Source organism: Collibacillus ludicampi (genome assembly GCF_023705585.1).
Taxonomy (GTDB): domain Bacteria; phylum Bacillota; class Bacilli; order Tumebacillales; family BOQE01; genus Collibacillus; species Collibacillus ludicampi.
This window is the reverse complement of the sequence record NZ_BOQE01000001.1, coordinates 1,266,142-1,282,706: the sequence shown is the minus strand read 5'-3', so window position 1 is coordinate 1,282,706 and position 16,565 is coordinate 1,266,142. Positions and strand designations below refer to the sequence as shown.

Below are 16,565 nucleotides of genomic sequence, written 5' to 3'. Positions count from 1 at the left end.
GAGACGGAATGAGCATTCGTCCTGAAGAAATCAGCGCTCTGATCAAACAACAGATCGAAAATTATCAAGCAAATATTCAAGTATATGATGTCGGTACTGTCATTCAAGTGGGTGACGGGATCGCTCGTATTCATGGTTTGGAAAAAGTCATGGCGGGTGAGTTGCTCGAATTCCCGAATGGCCAATTGGGAATGGCTTTCAACTTGGAAGAAGATAATGTCGGTTGTGTCGTTCTTGGTACGGTGGTAGGTATCAAAGAAGGCGACCAAGTGAAGCGTACGGGTAAAATCGCTCAGGTTCCTGTCGGTGAAGCATTGATCGGTCGCGTGGTCAACCCGCTCGGTCAACCGATCGACGGCCGTGGTCCGATTGAAACGAAAGAATTCCGTGCGATCGAATCGCCGGCACCTGGCGTTATCGATAGAAAATCTGTTCATGAACCTCTGCAAACGGGGATCAAAGCGATCGACTCCATGGTTCCGATCGGACGCGGTCAGCGCGAATTGATCATCGGTGACCGTCAAACCGGTAAAACGGCGGTTGCGATCGATACGATCATCAACCAAAAAGGCCAGGGTGTCATCTGTATTTACGTCGCAATCGGACAGAAACAATCCACCGTTGCGCAAGTGGTTGAAACCTTGCGTAAACATGGCGCTATGGACTATACGATCGTCGTTTCCGCATCCGCTTCGGATCCGGCTCCGTTGCTCTTCTTGGCTCCATACGCCGGCTGCGCGATGGGTGAATACTTCATGTACAAGGGCGGCCATGCGCTTTGCATCTATGATGACCTTTCCAAACAAGCGGCTGCTTACCGCGAGTTGTCCTTGTTGATGCGTCGTCCGCCGGGCCGTGAAGCTTATCCTGGGGACGTCTTCTATCTCCATTCCCGTTTGCTCGAACGTGCGGCAAAACTGTCTGACGAACGTGGAGGCGGTTCCTTGACGGCATTGCCGTTCATTGAAACCCAAGCGGGTGACGTGTCTGCATACATCCCGACGAACGTGATCTCGATTACAGACGGACAAATCTTCTTGGAATCCGATCTCTTCCATGCGGGTGTACGTCCTGCGATCAACGTCGGTATCTCCGTTTCCCGTGTCGGCGGTTCCGCGCAAATCAAAGCGATGAAGAAAGTCGCAGGTACCCTGCGTCTTGACTTGGCCCAATATCGTGAATTGCAAGCGTTCGCACAGTTCGGATCGGATCTTGACAAGGCGACACAAGCACGCCTCACACGCGGGCAACGCACGGTGGAAATCTTGAAACAAGGCCGCTTTGAACCGATGCCGGTAGAAAAACAGGTCATTTCGATTTGGGCGGTTACTAACGGCTATCTCGACGATATCGAGCTGAGCGCTGTCGGACGTTTCGAGAAAGAATTCCTCGCGTTCATCGACACGAACTATCCGCAAATTCCGAAAGCGATCGTAGAGACGAAAGATCTTTCGCAAGAAACGATCGATCAACTCAAGAGTGCGATCGAGAAATTCAAAGCGACCTTTGTCGCGTAAGCAGCACCATTCGGACAAAGGTGGTGAATAAGAATGGCTGCAAGTAGTCGCGATATTAAACGTCGAATTAAATCGGTTAAAAATACGGAGCAGATCACCAAAGCGATGAAGATGGTATCTGCCGCCAAATTGCGCCGTGCGCAGGAACGCGTCACGCAAGCCCGTCCTTACACAGCGAAAATGGAAGAAGTGATCGGAAGCATCGCGAAAGCGGGAGGGGCATCCCATCCGATGCTTGTGAAGCGTCCTGTGAAGCGCACCGGATATGTGTTAATCACCGCCGACCGCGGGTTGGCCGGTTCCTATAATGCGCAGGTCATCCGTCATGCGATGGCAAGCCTGAAGGACAAAAAGGAAAACGAATATGCGATTTTTGCGGTCGGACGCAAGGGACGCGATTTCTTCGCGCGCAGAGGATACCCGCTGGCAGGAGAGATTACGGGATTGTCCGATTTCCCGACATTTGCGGATATCAAGCGGGTGACACAAGCGGTCGTATCCATGTACGAAAAGGGTGAAGTGGACGAGGTCATCTTGGTTTATAACGAATTCATTTCACCGATTCAGCAACGGCCGGTCGCGAAGAAGATCCTTCCGTTGGAAGAAGTGGGCGGCGAGGATGCGAAAGTCACCAATTATATCTACGAACCTTCTGCCGAAGCGGTTCTGGAAAAGCTGTTACCAAAATATGCGGAGACGTTGATCTACTCGGCCCTTCTTGAGGCGAAAGCATCCGAACACGGTGCACGCATGACAGCGATGGGCAACGCAACCGATAATGCATCCGAAATGATCAAGAAACTGACACTGGATCTCAACCGTGCACGCCAGGCTGCAATCACGTTGCAGATCGCGGAAATTGTTGGCGGAGCGGAAGCGTTGAAGTAGTACCTGCATGAATGGAGGGAACAAGTGATGAACACTGGACGCATTGTCCAAGTCATGGGTCCGATCGTCGATGTTCGTTTTCCGGAAGGCCAACTTCCGGCCATCTACAACGCATTGAAGATCACCCATAAAGCACAGAATGAAGGCGAACGGGATATCGACTTAACGGTGGAAGTGGCGGTTCACCTCGGAGATAACGTGGTTCGTGCCGTGGCGATGGCCTCGACCGACGGACTCGTACGCGGTATGGAAGTTGTAGATACGGGCGCTCCGATTGCCATTCCAGTCGGGCAGGAAACATTGGGACGGATCTTTAACGTTCTCGGTGAGCCGATCGACGAAGCGGGACCCGTGAACGCCAAGGTACGTCATCCGATTCACCGCGAAGCGCCGGAATACACCGATCTCGCCACGAAAGTCGAGATCTTCGAAACGGGTATCAAGGTTGTCGACCTGCTCGCGCCGTACATCAAGGGTGGTAAGGTCGGTCTCTTCGGCGGTGCCGGTGTGGGGAAGACCGTCTTGATTCAGGAATTGATCCACAATATCGCGAAGCAGCACGGCGGTTTCTCCGTGTTCGCAGGTGTGGGTGAACGTACACGCGAAGGTAATGACCTCTATCATGAGATGAAAGATTCGGGCGTTCTCGACAAAACGGCGATGGTCTTCGGTCAAATGAACGAGCCGCCCGGTGCGCGTCTGCGCGTGGCTTTGACGGGGCTGACCCTCGCTGAATACTTCCGCGATGAAGAGAATCGTGACGTCCTCTTGTTTATCGACAACATTTTCCGTTTCACACAGGCGGGTTCCGAGGTTTCCGCATTGCTCGGACGCATGCCTTCCGCGGTGGGTTATCAGCCGACGTTGGCGACGGAAATGGGTCAATTGCAAGAACGGATCACCTCGACGAAAAAAGGTTCGATCACATCCATTCAGGCGATCTACGTACCTGCCGACGACTACACAGACCCGGCGCCGGCAACCACGTTCGCTCACCTGGATGCTACCACCAACTTGGAGCGTAAAATCGCCGAGCTTGGTATTTATCCGGCGGTGGATCCGCTTGCGTCCACATCACGCGCCCTTTCGCCCGATATCGTTGGGGAAGAACATTATCGGGTCGCCCGCGGTGTACAAGCGGTGCTGCAACGTTACAAAGAGTTGCAAGATATCATTGCGATCTTGGGGATGGACGAACTGTCTGACGAAGATAAACTGACAGTTGCTCGTGCGCGTAAAATTCAACGTTTCATGTCCCAGCCGTTCCATGTGGCCGAGCAGTTCACGGGGGTACCGGGTAAATACGTTCCGGTCAAAGAAACGGTGCGCGGCTTCAAGGAAATCCTCGAAGGCAAGCATGACGATCTGCCGGAATCTGCGTTCTTGTACGTCGGTACCATCGATGAAGCCGTTGAAAGAGCACGTAACCTATCCTAGGTCGATTTGACCATAGGAGGAGAGCAAGATGAGAAACGTACCATTGGAAATCGTTACGCCCGAGCGTAAAGTGTACAGTGGCGATGTGAGCATGGTCATCGTCCGCGGCGGTGACGGTGACGTAGGTATCATGGCTGGCCACATTCCGCTTGTGACCACGGTGAAAACTTCTGCCGTACGGATTTTTACGAATGATAATCGCAACGAGAGTCGTGTAGCCGTGTCGGGCGGGTTCTTAGAAGTGAAGCCGGACCGGATCACGATCCTTGCCGAAGCGGCAGAACTTCCCGAAGAGATCGATGTTGAGCGGGCACAGCGCGCGAAAGAACGCGCAGAACGACGCTTATCCGAAGCGGGAAGGGAAGACATCGATTATCTACGTGCGGAACTCGCTTTGCAAAGAGCGTTGAACCGTCTGCAAGTGGCGAAGAAAGGCCCCTTCGACGACAAACGTTAACCGATCGACGAAACCCATCGGCTTTGGCCGGTGGGTTTTTTATTGCTGTTGGCTTCGTGAATCTGGTGGCGCGGAGTCCGTGACGCCTCATCTTTAACGATTCGGTGATTCTGATGATGACCGACCATATCGAATTCACCTCCTGTTGCATTGAATACATCAATGAAGATGATTGAGAGGTGATGAATATGCCACAGATGCCACAGATTCCGAAGCCTGCAGATCTTGTCTTAATATCTTGGGAGAGAAATCCCTTGAGACCCGGATCGATGCGTCGTATCGTGCAATCTTGTGTAATCGGTTCCGCGAGACCCTGTGAAGACACGCTGCGAGATGGAGGATTGTTGTCCAGTGCCCTTCGGTGTCTGGTGAGAAATGGGTTTGTCATTTTCGCGCGAGGACGTACGACAAGCGTTTCCGGTTTTGTCCTCTTAGTAAGAAGATAGTCCCCCATGCCGCAAGTGGCACCATCAGAGGATGAAAAGTGTCTTCGAGTGGGCGTAATGCTTTGCGTGAGACAGCGACTTTGGAGGTTGTCTCGCGACATTTGATCATTGTTCCATGCGAGACGACCTCCACGGAGCGCGAACGCAAAGCATACGCCCGCCAAGCTACACATTTTTCAAGATAGTGGAACGTCATATAGCGTAGCTGGAATGGAGGCAATCTGAGTCAGGTTGCCTTTTTGCTTGACTAAGGAAAAGGTTCCCCAATGGTTCCATTGACCTTATGGTCGTTTTACACAGATGGATGGCTTTGCTATAATTATGTAAAACGAAATCTAAATTTTCTCAATGGAGGGGGCCCTATGTTCACGTATTGGAACAACTACCTGTTTGTGACGTTGTTCCTCATCTTGGGTATCGCTTTGCCTGTAGGCGCATTGTACGTTTTAGGGCCGTTGTTACGCCCAAAGAAACCGAACCCGATGAAGCTCAGTACATATGAGAGCGGTCTGGAACCGGTCGGGGAAGGGCAAGTGCGTTATAATGTCCGTTATTACTTGTTCGCGCTCTTGTTTGTGGTGTTTGATGTGGAAATCCTATTTCTCTACCCTTGGGCTGTATCGTTTGAAAAGCTAGGCGTATTTGGATATGCGGAAGTGTTCCTCTTTTTATTTTTCTTAATTATCGGGCTTGTTTACGCCTGGAAGAAGAAGGTGTTGGAATGGAAGTGATCAAGGGCTATTCCCAACAACCGCGCATCGAATTTGAAGGGTTTACGCCGGAAGAATCGATGGAACTGCAGAAAGGCGGAGTGTTTATCGGCGCATTGGAACAGATCAAAGGGTGGGCGCGAAGCAACTCCCTGTGGCCGATGACATTCGGTCTGGCTTGTTGTGCCATCGAAATGATGGGAACGGGTGCCGCCCATTATGACCTCGACCGATTCGGGATCATCTTCCGTGCATCTCCCCGCCAATCCGACTGTGTGATTATCGCAGGTACCGTTACGAAAAAGATGGGACCGCTGATCAAACGGCTGTACGAACAGATGCCCGATCCCAAATGGGTGATCGCGATGGGATCTTGTGCGACGGCCGGCGGTCCTTATGTGCGTTCCTATTCGGTTGTGAAAGGCGTGGATCAGATCATTCCCGTCGATGTCTACATTCCGGGTTGTCCACCTTCTCCGCCGGCTCTTATTTACGGTTTGAATAAGCTGCAGGAAAAGATCCGCCTTGAGGCAAAAGGAAAGAGGGTGCCTCGAACGTGAGCGATGAAAAGAAACAAACGGTAGATCAAGATCAAATTTCCGGAAAAACTGGCGAAAATTCGACATCGGAAGCGAAGAAAGAACCACAATCTCCGAAAGAAACGGGATCGGCAGAGGCAAAAGGTGCGAACTCCACGGAGAACCCGACAGCGGAAAAGATGGACGCCAAAGCGCCCGCTGCCGAAAAATCAAGGGACGTCGCAACGGAAGCGCTTGCAACGAAGGATGTACCTGCGAAACCGGCCGCGCCAAAAGCGACGACTGCCGCACCTGCCGCTAAACCTGCCGCAGCCAAGAAGGAAGAGCCGTCACCTGAAGCGATCGCCAAGACGGAAGCGGCGCAAAAAGTTCTCGATCTCGTGAAAGGTAAGATTGTCGCGCAATTTGGCGAAGATGTTCTTGAGGAAACGATGCTCAAAAAGTATCAGCCGACGTTTGTCATCAAAAGAGAGCATTGGCGAGAGGTCGTCAATTTCCTTCGCTTAGAACCTTCGCTGGCATTCGATTACCCGGAAGCTTTCGCGGGAACGGACTATCCGGCGCAGGGGTACATCGAAGTCGTCGTGTATTTGTACTCAATGAAAACGGGACTCTGTATCACGGTCAAGACACGTACACCCCGTGACCACGCGGAAGTCCCTTCGTTGGTGCCGGTGTATGCGGGAGCGAACTGGGAAGAGCGCGAAATTTACGATCTGCTCGGTGTCAAGTTTACCGATCACCCCGACCTGAAAAGAATCATGCTGCCGGATGACTTCAATGGCCATCCGTTGCGTAAAGATTATAGTGTATGGGACGAGTAGGAGGGTCACAATGGCTGAACTGCGTTCTGAAGAAATCTTGCTCAACGTGGGTCCCCAACATCCGTCCACACACGGTGTCCTCCGCCTGGTAGTCAAATTGGACGGGGAAATCGTGCGTGAAGCCACCCCGGTGATCGGTTATCTGCACCGAGGCACCGAGAAGTTGGCGGAAGATCTGCAATACACGCAGATCATTCCCTATACCGACCGCATGGATTATCTGGCAGCGATGCTGAATAACCATGCATTGGTGAATGCGGTGGAACAAGCGATGGACATTCAGGTTCCCGAGCGTGCGGAATACCTTCGCGTCATCGTGGCGGAACTGAACCGGATCGCCTCTCACCTCTTGTTCCTGGGCGCTTATTTGCTCGACCTCGGAGCGATGAGTCCGTTCTTGTTCGCCTTCCATGAGCGTGAACGGATTTGTGAGATGTTTAACAAAATCTCGGGGGCACGCCTGACGTACAACTATATGCGCGTCGGGGGTGTCAAGTGGGACGCGCCTGAAGGATGGCTCGACGAAGTACGTGAATATATCCCCCATTTCCGCGAGAAGTTGAAACTGTATCATGATCTGGTGACCGGAAATGAAGTCTTTCTCAACCGCGTGAAGAATGTAGGGGTCTTTGATACGGAGACCGCTTTGAATTACGGTCTCTCCGGGATCAACCTTCGTTCCACCGGGTTCAAGTGGGATTTGCGCAAAAACAAGCCGTATTCGATTTATGACCGGTTCGATTTTGACATCCCTGTCGGCAAAAACGGCGATTGTTTCGACCGCTATATGTGCCACATGCTGGAGATGGAAGAGTCGCTCAAGATCGTGGAGCAGGCGGTCGAACAGATTCCTTCGGGTCCTGTCATGGGAAAAGTCCCGAAGATCCTCCGCGTACCCGCGGGCGAGTACTATTATGCGGTGGAGGCAGCCAAAGGGGAACTCGGGGTCTATATCGTCTCGGAAGGAAAGGATAAGCCCTATCGTTTGAAGTTCCGCCGCCCGTCGTTCGTGAATCTTCAATTGCTGCCGAAGTTATTGGAAGGGCAGAACGTGGCGAATATGATCGCCATCTTGGGTGCGGTAGACATCGTCCTCGGGGAGGTGGATGCATAATGTTCGACTGGTTTGACTGGAGTGCCCATCCCCTAAATGTACAAACATTCTTGGCGATGTTGATCGGGAGCCTCATAGTCCTCGGGGTCGTCCTTGGATGTGTCACCTACGCGATCTTATTAGAACGTAAGATCATCGGTTACATGCAGTTGCGCATCGGTCCGAACCGGGTCGGTCCGTGGGGACTGTTTCAAACGATCGCGGACGTTTTGAAATTGCTTTTAAAGGAAGATATCATTCCGAACAAAGCGGACAAAACGCTGTTCGCGATCGCCCCGATCATTTCCTACGCGCCTGCATTCATGGTGCTTGCCGTCGTGCCTTTCACGGCGTCACACTTGTTTACAGCGGGACTCGACGTAGGCATTCTGTATTACATCGCTCTTTCGGCGATTTCCGTTATCGGGATCGTGCTTGGCGGCTGGGCATCCAACAACAAATACGCGATCATCGGTGCCTTGCGTTCAGCCGCACAGATGATTTCATACGAAATTCCGCTCGCCATGTCGATTCTCGGTGTCGTGCTCATGGCCGGGTCGCTGAACATTGTCAAGATCGTGGAAGCGCAAAAGAATTTCCCATACGTCTGGTACGTCGTTCCGCAGATTCTCGGATTTATCGTTTTTCTCATTGCGGCTACGGCGGAGCTCAGCCGTGCGCCTTTTGACTTGCCCGAATCCGAATCGGAACTCGTCTCCGGTTACTTCACCGAGTATTCCGGCTTCCGTTTCGCTTTCTACATGCTGGCAGAATACGTGTACCTGATCGCGATGTCAGGGCTTGCGGCCGCGTTATTTTTTGGCGGTTGGTCCGGCCCGCTTCTCCCCGGATGGTTATGGTATGTGATCAAAGCGGGAGCGTTTATCTTCTTGATGTTCTGGACGCGTGCAACCATGCCGCGAATCCGCGTGGACCAATTGATGAGTTTTTCCTGGAAAGTTTTGATTCCCTTGGCTCTTCTCAATTTGTTGCTAACGGCAACATGGAAAATCTTCTTCTAACGTGACCATGTACAAATAGAAGGCTTTTGAACAACCTCAACATGTAGGGGTGAGACTGTGTTTGGATTATTGAAAGGATTCGGTGTCACCGTCAGCCAGATTCCGAAGAAGAAAGTGACCCTGCAGTACCCGGATGTGAAACCCAATTGGCCGGATCGTTTCCGGGGGGTCCACAAATTCAATCCCAACCTATGTATCGTATGCAATCAGTGTGCCCGGATCTGCCCGACGAGTTGTATATCCTTGTCGGGGAGCCGTGGGGAAGATAAGAAGCTGCATATCGAAACGTACGATATCAATTTTGAAATCTGCATTCTCTGTGATCTGTGTACAGAAGTTTGTCCGACGGAAGCGATTCAAATGACCGATACGTTCGAGCTGGCCGAATATAACCGTGACGCCTTGTATAAGAACATGGAATGGTTAGTGGAAAACGGAAAACAGCACGCGCAACGAAAAGGATTGATCGGTGAGGCGTCCGTTCATGATGCGAATGATACGGACGAAGTTGCCGGGAAAGCGGGGGAAAAATAGATGTTCAATCTGCCGTGGTCCGGCCAGTTGATCACGTTCTTTATCATCTCGCTGCTCATCATCGCTTCGGCCATTGCCATGCTCAATCTGCGCAAAGTGATCTATATGGCGCTGGCGATCGGCGGGGTGTTCATCGGGGTGGCCGGTGTTTACGTCCTTTTGGACGCCGAATTTGTGGCGTTTGCACAAGTCTTGCTCTATGCGGGTGCGATCACCATTCTGATGTTGTTCGCCATCATGCTTACACACCATGACTCTTCCGAACTGGAATATCAGTGGAATGCACATACGGTGGTAAGCGCCATCGGTGCGGCGGGATTTCTCGGAGTCCTCATGTGGGCGATCCGCGGAATCGGCGCGACCGACTGGCCGCAAAGCGCGGAATCCGCATGGAAAGGCAGTTCGGTGAACCAGGTGGCGGAGACGATCTTCAATAACTACACCATACCGTTTGAGCTGGTTTCCATTGTTCTGATCGTCGCTCTGGTGGGTGCGGTCATACTTGCGCGAAGGGAGGAAGAATGACATGGTACCGATCGGTTCCTTCCTGGCGTTAGGTGCCATTCTTTTTACGATCGGCCTTTTTGGAGTCTTAACGAAACGCAACATCATCATCGTGCTCGCATCGATCGAGTTGATGTTGAATGCGGCAAATATCAATCTCGTCACGTTCGCTAGAATGGGGTTAACGCCGAATATTAACGGTCAGGTTTTCGCTCTTTTCACAATGGTCATTGCCGCTTGTGAGATCGCGGTAGGGCTGGCAATCTTGATCGCCATCTACCGGAACCGAAACAGCAGCGATGTCCGAGATATGGATCTCAACAAATGGTAGGACACTGAACTCAGGAGAAAGGTGATCATATGGTAGCATATGCCTGGCTTGTTCCCCTCTTCCCGCTGGTTGCCTACCTGTTACTGCTGGTTTTGGGGAAACGTGCGCAAGAAGGTCTCGTCACGGCCATCGGAGTGCTTTGTACGTTTGCGTCCTTTATCGTCTCCCTTCCGATCCTCTTCACCATTGCAAAGAACGGTACGGAAGCCCCGTATCTGTTCCATTGGTTGACGATCGGCAAACAGACACTCACGATGGGCTTTGAAGTCAATCCATTGAATGCGTTAATGCTCGTTGTGGTTACATTTGTGTCCACTCTTGTGCTTTTGTTCTCAAAGGGATACATGCATGGCGATGATCGCTTTCATGTGTTTTATCAGTATTTGTGCTTATTTGTCTTCTCGATGCTGGGGCTGGTCATCTCGCCCAACCTGTTGCAACTCTATATCTTTTGGGAATTGGTAGGTCTTTGTTCGTACCTGCTCGTCGGTTTCTGGTACTTCAAACCGGAGGCGGCCGCTGCGGCGAAGAAATCGTTCATCGTCACCAGAATCGGCGATGTCGGTCTCTTTATCGGCATTGTCCTCCTTTATCTGGCGACGGGAACGTTTGATTACGACGGGATTTTTAAAGCGGTGGAAGCGAAGCAGTTCGCGATCCAATGGATGTCGCCGGAAACGCTGATTACGCTGACAGCGATCCTCGTGTTTGTCGGCGCCGTCGGAAAATCGGCACAGTTTCCGTTGCATGTGTGGTTGCCGGATGCGATGGAAGGCCCTACGCCTGTATCCGCTCTGATTCATGCCGCAACCATGGTGGCGGCCGGTGTATACCTTGTGGCGCGCAGCTTCCCGTTGTTTGCGGCATCGCCGTCCGCGATGACCGTCGTGGCGGTCATCGGCGGGTTTACAGCGATTTTTGCCGCTGCGATCGGTTTGACACAGAATGATATCAAACGCGTGATCGCATACTCGACGGTTTCGCAGCTTGGCTATATGATGCTGGGCCTCGGAGTCAGCGCTTATGTGGCGGGTGTTTTCCACCTGATGACCCACGCTTTTTTCAAAGCATTGCTCTTCCTTGCGGCCGGTTCGGTGATACATGCGACGGATACGCAGGATATTCACAAAATGGGCGGTTTATGGCGCAAGATGCCGGTGACCGCATGGACATTCCTGTTCGGAGCCTTGGCGCTTTCCGGGATCCCGCCATTCGCCGGGTTCTGGTCCAAAGACGAGATCGTTGGCGCCGCTTTTGCCAGCGGCCATGCGTTCCTCGGGATCCTCTCTTTGATCGCCGCGTTTTTCACGGCTTTCTATATCTTTCGCGTATTCTTCCTGACGTTTACGGGGAAATATCGCGGGGGCGGCGGAAGGCAGCCGCATGAGAGCGGCGCGGTGATGACGGTTCCGCTGGTTTTGCTCGCGGTTCTCGCCTTGGTATCCGGTTTTTTCAATGCTCCGTTTATGGGAAGTCCATTGGCGGCATTCCTGCTTTCTGGCGGGGAGTGGGGGCATGAGTATGCTTCCAGCCCTGGGCTTATGGCTGTCACTTCGCTGATCGGTCTTGCGGGTATCGGGCTTGCGTGGATGATGTACGGCAAGCGTTCCGTTTCCGCCGAACGGGTGGCCCAATCGGCCGGGCCTTTGTATACGTTATCGTTCCGCAAGTTCCTGATCGATGAAATGTATCATTCGGTCATCGTCAAACCCGTGGTGTGGATCGGCAAGATTCTCAACTTTATCGATCGCTGGATCGTTGACGGCATCGTTGCACTCGTCGGTGAGGCGGCATACATAACCTCACTCGGTTTGAAATATGGGCAAAACGGCCAGATTCAAACGTACGGTCTTCTCGCAACGCTGGGTGTAGCGATTCTCGTGGCGATCAGTTTGTATGTAGGGGGCGTTCTGATGTTCACACTCTTGACCGTACTGACGTTTCTCCCGTTGCTGGGCGCTGTGATTCTGTTTTTTGTTCCGCGTGAAAGCCGTTCTCTGATTCGCGCGGTGGCGTTTCTCGCTACACTCGGTTCACTGGTGTTGGCGCTCGTCGCTTTTGCGGGATTCCAATCAGGCTCGCCTGATATGCAATACACGGTGAACAAAGAATGGATCCATATCAGTAATGCGTTTCTCGACAAGTCCCTCGCGATCAGTTACAACATGGGAATTGACGGATTGTCGATGCCGCTCGTCCTGTTGACGGCGATGACCAGTGTGCTTGCGGTCGTCGCTTCCTGGCGGATCGAAAAGCGGGCGAAAGAGTATTTTATCTGGTTCCTGATTCTCGTCACCGGGATGTTCGGGGTCTTCACAGCGCTGGATCTGTTCCTGTTCTTCCTGTTCCTCGAAATGACTTTGATCCCGATGTATTTCCTGTTGGCGATCTGGGGCGGGGAGCGAAGAGGGCCTGTCGCCGTCAAGTTTTTGATCTACCGTGGATTGGCGTCGGTCGGCATATTGATCGCGTTCATCGGCTTGGCTTATCAGGCGGCGAATGCGACAGGCACGATCACTCTCGACGTGTTGCAGATCGCGCAAACGTTTAAACAGGCGGGCGCCGATGTGATCTCCACAGGCATGCGTCAAGGACTCTTCCTCTTGCTCTTTCTGGCGATTCTCATCGAGGAAGCGTTCGTTCCTTTTCACACGTGGCTGCCGGATTCGCACGAGCAGGCACCGTCAGCCGTATCGATGGTACTCGGCGGCGTGTTAGTGAAAATTGGCGCATACGTGCTCTTGCGTGTAGGCGTGGGCGTGTTGCCTGATGCCGTACAGCATTACGGCACGCTCATCGCGGCGCTCGGCGTGATCAATATTATCTATGGTGCTTTGGTCGCTATGGTACAGAACGATTGGAGACGCTTGCTGGCTTTCAGCACGATTTCGCACATGGGCGTGTTTTTGATCGGGTTGGCATCACTGAAACCGGAAGGTTTGCAAGGGGCGATGTTCATGATCGTCTCCTCGGGTCTTCTGTCGGGGCTTCTGTTCTTCCTGACAGGTGCGATTTACGAGCGGACCGAAACGCTCGAAATCCGGGAGCTCGGCGGTCTTTCCAAACCGATGCCCGTACTCTCCGGGTTCCTGCTGGCAGGCGCTTTGGCATCGTTGGGATTGCCCGGGATGAGCGGCTTCGTCTCGGAGATTCTCTCTTTCATGGGCGCGTTCGCCACGTTCCCGAAATTGGCGGCTTGCGGGACTCTAGGTATCATTCTGGGGGCTGTGTACCTGTTATGGGCGATGCAGCGAACCACGTTTGGGCCTGTAAGAGCCGCACGAGAGGGTATCCGTGATGCGACTGCGTTGGAATACGTTCCGATGGTGTTGTTCTTGGCGATGATCATTCTCATCGGTGTATATCCGGCGATCCTCGGCGACCTTGTCAACCAGACGTTGCAGTCACTCGTCACGAGGATAGGAGGGTAACCCATGGCTCCGATGTATGATCCTACTTTAACGTTCGCACGCGTGTGGGCAGTGTTGAGCCCGGAGGTCGTCCTTGTATTGACAGGGTTTCTTATCATGGTGCTCGACCTGTTCCTTCCGAAACAGAAAAAAACCTATTTGCCCGTGCTCGGACTTCTCGCGCTGGCCGTATCGTTCGGACTGGTGCTCACTCACTTCGGCAAGACGGATCAGTTGGCGAATATCATGGTCATCACGGATGACTACGGGAACATGTTCAAGTTATTGTTTCTTGCGGGGACGTTCCTTACACTCCTGATGTCGCATGATTTTGCGCAACATGTGAAGATCCCCAAACCGGAATATACGTACGTTCTGCTTTTTGCAACCGTGGGCGCGATGTTCATGGCGAGTGCCCTCGATCTGATCACCCTTTTCGTCGGTCTGGAATTGTTGTCGCTTTCTTCTTATATCCTGGTGGCGATCCATCGCTCGAATGCGAAGGCGACGGAAGGCGGGATGAAGTATTTGATCATCGGAGGGGTGGCATCCGCGCTCTTCCTTTACGGCGCGTCTTTTGTCTACGGATTGAGCGGCACGACCAATATCGCCGTAGCGTCCCAAGCGTTGTACGGCCTTTGGTTTCAGTACAAGGTACTGATCCTCATTTCCTTCGTATTGATTCTCGCAGGCATAGGCATCAAGTTGTCGATCGCTCCGTTTCACATGTGGACGCCGGATACGTACGAAGGTGCGCCGACACCGATCACATCCTTCCTGGCTACGGTGTCGAAAGCGGCAGGATTCGCTTTCGTCTTCCGCATCTTCATCTGGGGATATTCGGCCAACATTAAGGAGTGGTATATGTTCCTGGTGGTCTTGGCGGCGCTTTCCATGATCGTCGGCAATCTCGCCGCGATGACGGCGAAAAACATCAAGCGCATGATGGCCTACTCTTCGATCGCGCAGGCAGGATATCTCCTCGTGCCGCTGGCTGTGCTCGGCCATGCGAAAGGGGAGTTCAACCTCTGGCAATCGATCTCGCAGATGGTCTTTTACCTGGCTGCGTACATCTTTGCGACAGCGGGCGCATTTGCCATCATCTCAGTGGTCAACCGTGACGCGGGTAACGAGACGATCGATTCGTTCGCAGGACTGTACAAACGGTCGCCATTCCTCGCGATCGCGATGAGCTTCTTCCTGCTCTCGATGGCCGGCCTGCCGATCACCGCCGGATTTTTCGGCAAAGTGTTCATCATTTTCGGTGCGATCAACGGAAGCTTCTATTGGTTGGCAGCGATCATGTTCGTCACGTCGGTCGCCTCGTTCTATTATTACATCGGTGTGATGAAACGGATGTTTGTCGACTTTGAAACGGCTTTGCCTGTTTCTGCCGTACGCGTGGACAGCAGCGTTTCCGTGACCGTGTGGATCTCCCTCCTGGTTACGGTCGTGCTCGGTATCGTGCCGAACCTGCTAATGAATGTATTGAACAATCTCAAATGGTTTGGATAAACGTGTGAAAACAGAAATCCCGGGACGCGATCCCGGGATTTTTTAAAGAAATATTTTTCGACACGAACGGAGAGGAACTTTTCCTTTCGGGTCGAACATATTATATTTGCGTCGACAACTGTTTAACCATGTAGAATCCTCTCGATACCTATTTGTTGCCATTGCCTATTCAAATATGATGAAATGGATGTGTACAGATGGTCATGGATTCAATCCTTTCCTTGTCAGCAGGCATAGCGGGATTAGTGAACCTCATACTTTATCTTATAGGCATATCGATCGCCTGGTTCGCGTTGGGTGCCGTGAAATGGGATCTATTTCTCCATAAACCGCGCGGAGGCAAAGCGAGTACGCTGCGCCTTCTCCTCGCGATCGCGATCGGTTATCAATGCGTACAATTTATCCTCGCGTATATCAATTCCACCTTGTTGCTCAAATCATAGGTCGTTTGCAGGTGGATCGTATATATCCAGCCGGAAAAGACTAGAATGGTAACGTTTGAAGCGTGTGTAAACCTCTTTCAGATTGGGTTCAGGGGGAACATCCATGGTGAAAAAAGTCGGCGTAAGCGTATTTGTTCTTCTTCTCTGTATCATGAGCCTCTCGATGTTACCCGTGAATCGTACGATGGCTGAGTCTGCTCCTATGAGCGATATTGTCAAGCAAACGTTCGATCTCACAGGTGCCACCGCGGAAGGATACGGAGTGTATGCCTTTTCCGAGATCAATCGCACGTTTCTTTCCATGAACAAACTAGAGGAAATGGCAGCCTCCCTTAATCGTACACTTTCCATACGGAATCCCCAAACCTATCGTGTGCAAGACGGAAGCCAAAACCTCTATCAAATCTACGGCGTTTGGGCACCCGATACGAAAGTCTCTCTCGTCATTACATCCACAAACTTTACTGGTCACCAGCCGCAAACCACTTTGGTCATCCGCGTGGAAAAATCATCACAGGATATCGCCGATTTGCCAGATTCCATCCAAACGGTACGCGATACGGTGAGCCAAACGTCGAAGACCCCACAAATTAGCACTTGTATCAATGGATTTTCAAATGATAGAATGGACAGTATGGGACGAAATGACCTCTTCTCCAAAATTTTCAGATTCCTTAAACTGGAAGAGAGGGAGACGATTCGTTCTGACGGAATGACGATCATTTCGGGTTATTCCCCACGATCCCAAGAGTATTCGCTCGTAGGCGGGAAGAAGACGAATATCCAAATCATTCTTCGCGACGATGCCTCGAAGCGGAAAACTCAAATCATCGTTGGAACACCTATCGTTTCGACCGAGTAATTAGGGCTTCGGTCCTGCAACGGAGGTTTCGAT

At 52.1% G+C, this 16,565-nt stretch carries 17 protein-coding genes and 1 pseudogene; all 18 read left to right on the top strand.

Annotated features, from left to right (window positions below; genetic code table 11):
- The first annotated feature begins 8 nt into the window (after positions 1-8).
- The 18 genes and pseudogenes from atpA to DNHGIG_RS06255 all read left to right on the top strand — a co-directional run bounded on the left by atpA (position 9) and on the right by DNHGIG_RS06255 (position 16,532).
- A complete protein-coding gene (atpA, locus tag DNHGIG_RS06340; protein ID WP_282198880.1) occupies positions 9-1,517 on the top strand; it encodes a F0F1 ATP synthase subunit alpha in 1,509 nt (502 codons plus the stop codon).
- Between the two features lie 33 nt (positions 1,518-1,550).
- Positions 1,551-2,405, top strand: a complete 855-nt coding sequence (gene atpG, locus DNHGIG_RS06335; RefSeq protein ID WP_282198879.1) for an ATP synthase F1 subunit gamma — start codon at positions 1,551-1,553, stop codon at positions 2,403-2,405.
- Between the two features lie 27 nt (positions 2,406-2,432).
- The gene (gene atpD, locus DNHGIG_RS06330) at positions 2,433-3,842 is read left to right on the top strand and encodes a F0F1 ATP synthase subunit beta (RefSeq protein ID WP_282198878.1); all 1,410 of its coding nucleotides are present in this window, start codon (positions 2,433-2,435) and stop codon (positions 3,840-3,842) included.
- 28 nt (positions 3,843-3,870) lie between these two features.
- Positions 3,871-4,299, top strand: a complete 429-nt coding sequence (locus DNHGIG_RS06325; RefSeq protein WP_282198877.1) for a F0F1 ATP synthase subunit epsilon — start codon at positions 3,871-3,873, stop codon at positions 4,297-4,299.
- A gap of 188 nt (positions 4,300-4,487) precedes the next feature.
- Entirely contained in the window at positions 4,488-4,745 is a 258-nt protein-coding gene (locus DNHGIG_RS06320; RefSeq protein WP_282198876.1) for a hypothetical protein, read from the top strand.
- A 362-nt stretch (positions 4,746-5,107) separates the two neighbouring features.
- On the top strand, positions 5,108-5,476 hold the full coding sequence (locus DNHGIG_RS06315; protein ID WP_282198875.1) for an NADH-quinone oxidoreductase subunit A: 369 nt from the start codon (positions 5,108-5,110) through the stop codon (positions 5,474-5,476).
- Positions 5,467-6,015 carry a NuoB/complex I 20 kDa subunit family protein gene (locus tag DNHGIG_RS06310; RefSeq protein ID WP_282198874.1) on the top strand — a complete coding sequence of 183 codons (549 nt, stop codon included), beginning with the start codon at positions 5,467-5,469 and terminating at the stop codon, positions 6,013-6,015. The genes DNHGIG_RS06315 and DNHGIG_RS06310 overlap by 10 nt, the downstream gene beginning before the upstream one ends.
- Positions 6,012-6,818 (top strand): NADH-quinone oxidoreductase subunit C, encoded by an 807-nt coding sequence (locus tag DNHGIG_RS06305; protein ID WP_282198873.1) that lies wholly within the window; start codon positions 6,012-6,014, stop codon positions 6,816-6,818. Before DNHGIG_RS06310 ends, DNHGIG_RS06305 begins: the two co-directional genes overlap by 4 nt.
- 10 nt (positions 6,819-6,828) lie before the next feature.
- A complete protein-coding gene (locus tag DNHGIG_RS06300; RefSeq protein ID WP_282198872.1) occupies positions 6,829-7,932 on the top strand; it encodes an NADH-quinone oxidoreductase subunit D in 1,104 nt (367 codons plus the stop codon).
- On the top strand, positions 7,932-8,933 hold the full coding sequence (nuoH, locus tag DNHGIG_RS06295) for an NADH-quinone oxidoreductase subunit NuoH (RefSeq protein ID WP_282198871.1): 1,002 nt from the start codon (positions 7,932-7,934) through the stop codon (positions 8,931-8,933). The genes DNHGIG_RS06300 and nuoH overlap by 1 nt, the downstream gene beginning before the upstream one ends.
- A 57-nt stretch (positions 8,934-8,990) precedes the next feature.
- A complete protein-coding gene (locus tag DNHGIG_RS06290; RefSeq protein WP_282198870.1) occupies positions 8,991-9,467 on the top strand; it encodes a NuoI/complex I 23 kDa subunit family protein in 477 nt (158 codons plus the stop codon).
- Entirely contained in the window at positions 9,468-9,992 is a 525-nt protein-coding gene (locus DNHGIG_RS06285; RefSeq protein WP_282198869.1) for an NADH-quinone oxidoreductase subunit J, read from the top strand.
- Between the two features lies 1 nt (position 9,993).
- A complete protein-coding gene (nuoK, locus tag DNHGIG_RS06280) occupies positions 9,994-10,302 on the top strand; it encodes an NADH-quinone oxidoreductase subunit NuoK (RefSeq protein WP_282198868.1) in 309 nt (102 codons plus the stop codon).
- Between the two features lie 29 nt (positions 10,303-10,331).
- Positions 10,332-12,215: pseudogene (gene nuoL, locus DNHGIG_RS06275) on the top strand (NADH-quinone oxidoreductase subunit L); the annotation flags it as partial.
- Complete coding sequence (locus DNHGIG_RS06270) at positions 12,216-13,733, top strand: complex I subunit 4 family protein (RefSeq protein ID WP_282201365.1); 1,518 nt, start codon at positions 12,216-12,218, stop codon at positions 13,731-13,733.
- 3 nt (positions 13,734-13,736) lie between these two features.
- The gene (locus DNHGIG_RS06265; RefSeq protein WP_282198867.1) at positions 13,737-15,227 is read left to right on the top strand and encodes an NADH-quinone oxidoreductase subunit N; all 1,491 of its coding nucleotides are present in this window, start codon (positions 13,737-13,739) and stop codon (positions 15,225-15,227) included.
- 197 nt (positions 15,228-15,424) lie between these two features.
- Complete coding sequence (locus tag DNHGIG_RS06260; protein ID WP_282198866.1) at positions 15,425-15,670, top strand: DUF1146 domain-containing protein; 246 nt, start codon at positions 15,425-15,427, stop codon at positions 15,668-15,670.
- A 103-nt stretch (positions 15,671-15,773) separates the two neighbouring features.
- On the top strand, positions 15,774-16,532 hold the full coding sequence (locus tag DNHGIG_RS06255; RefSeq protein WP_282198865.1) for a YwmB family TATA-box binding protein: 759 nt from the start codon (positions 15,774-15,776) through the stop codon (positions 16,530-16,532).
- The last annotated feature ends 33 nt before the right edge of the window (positions 16,533-16,565 follow it).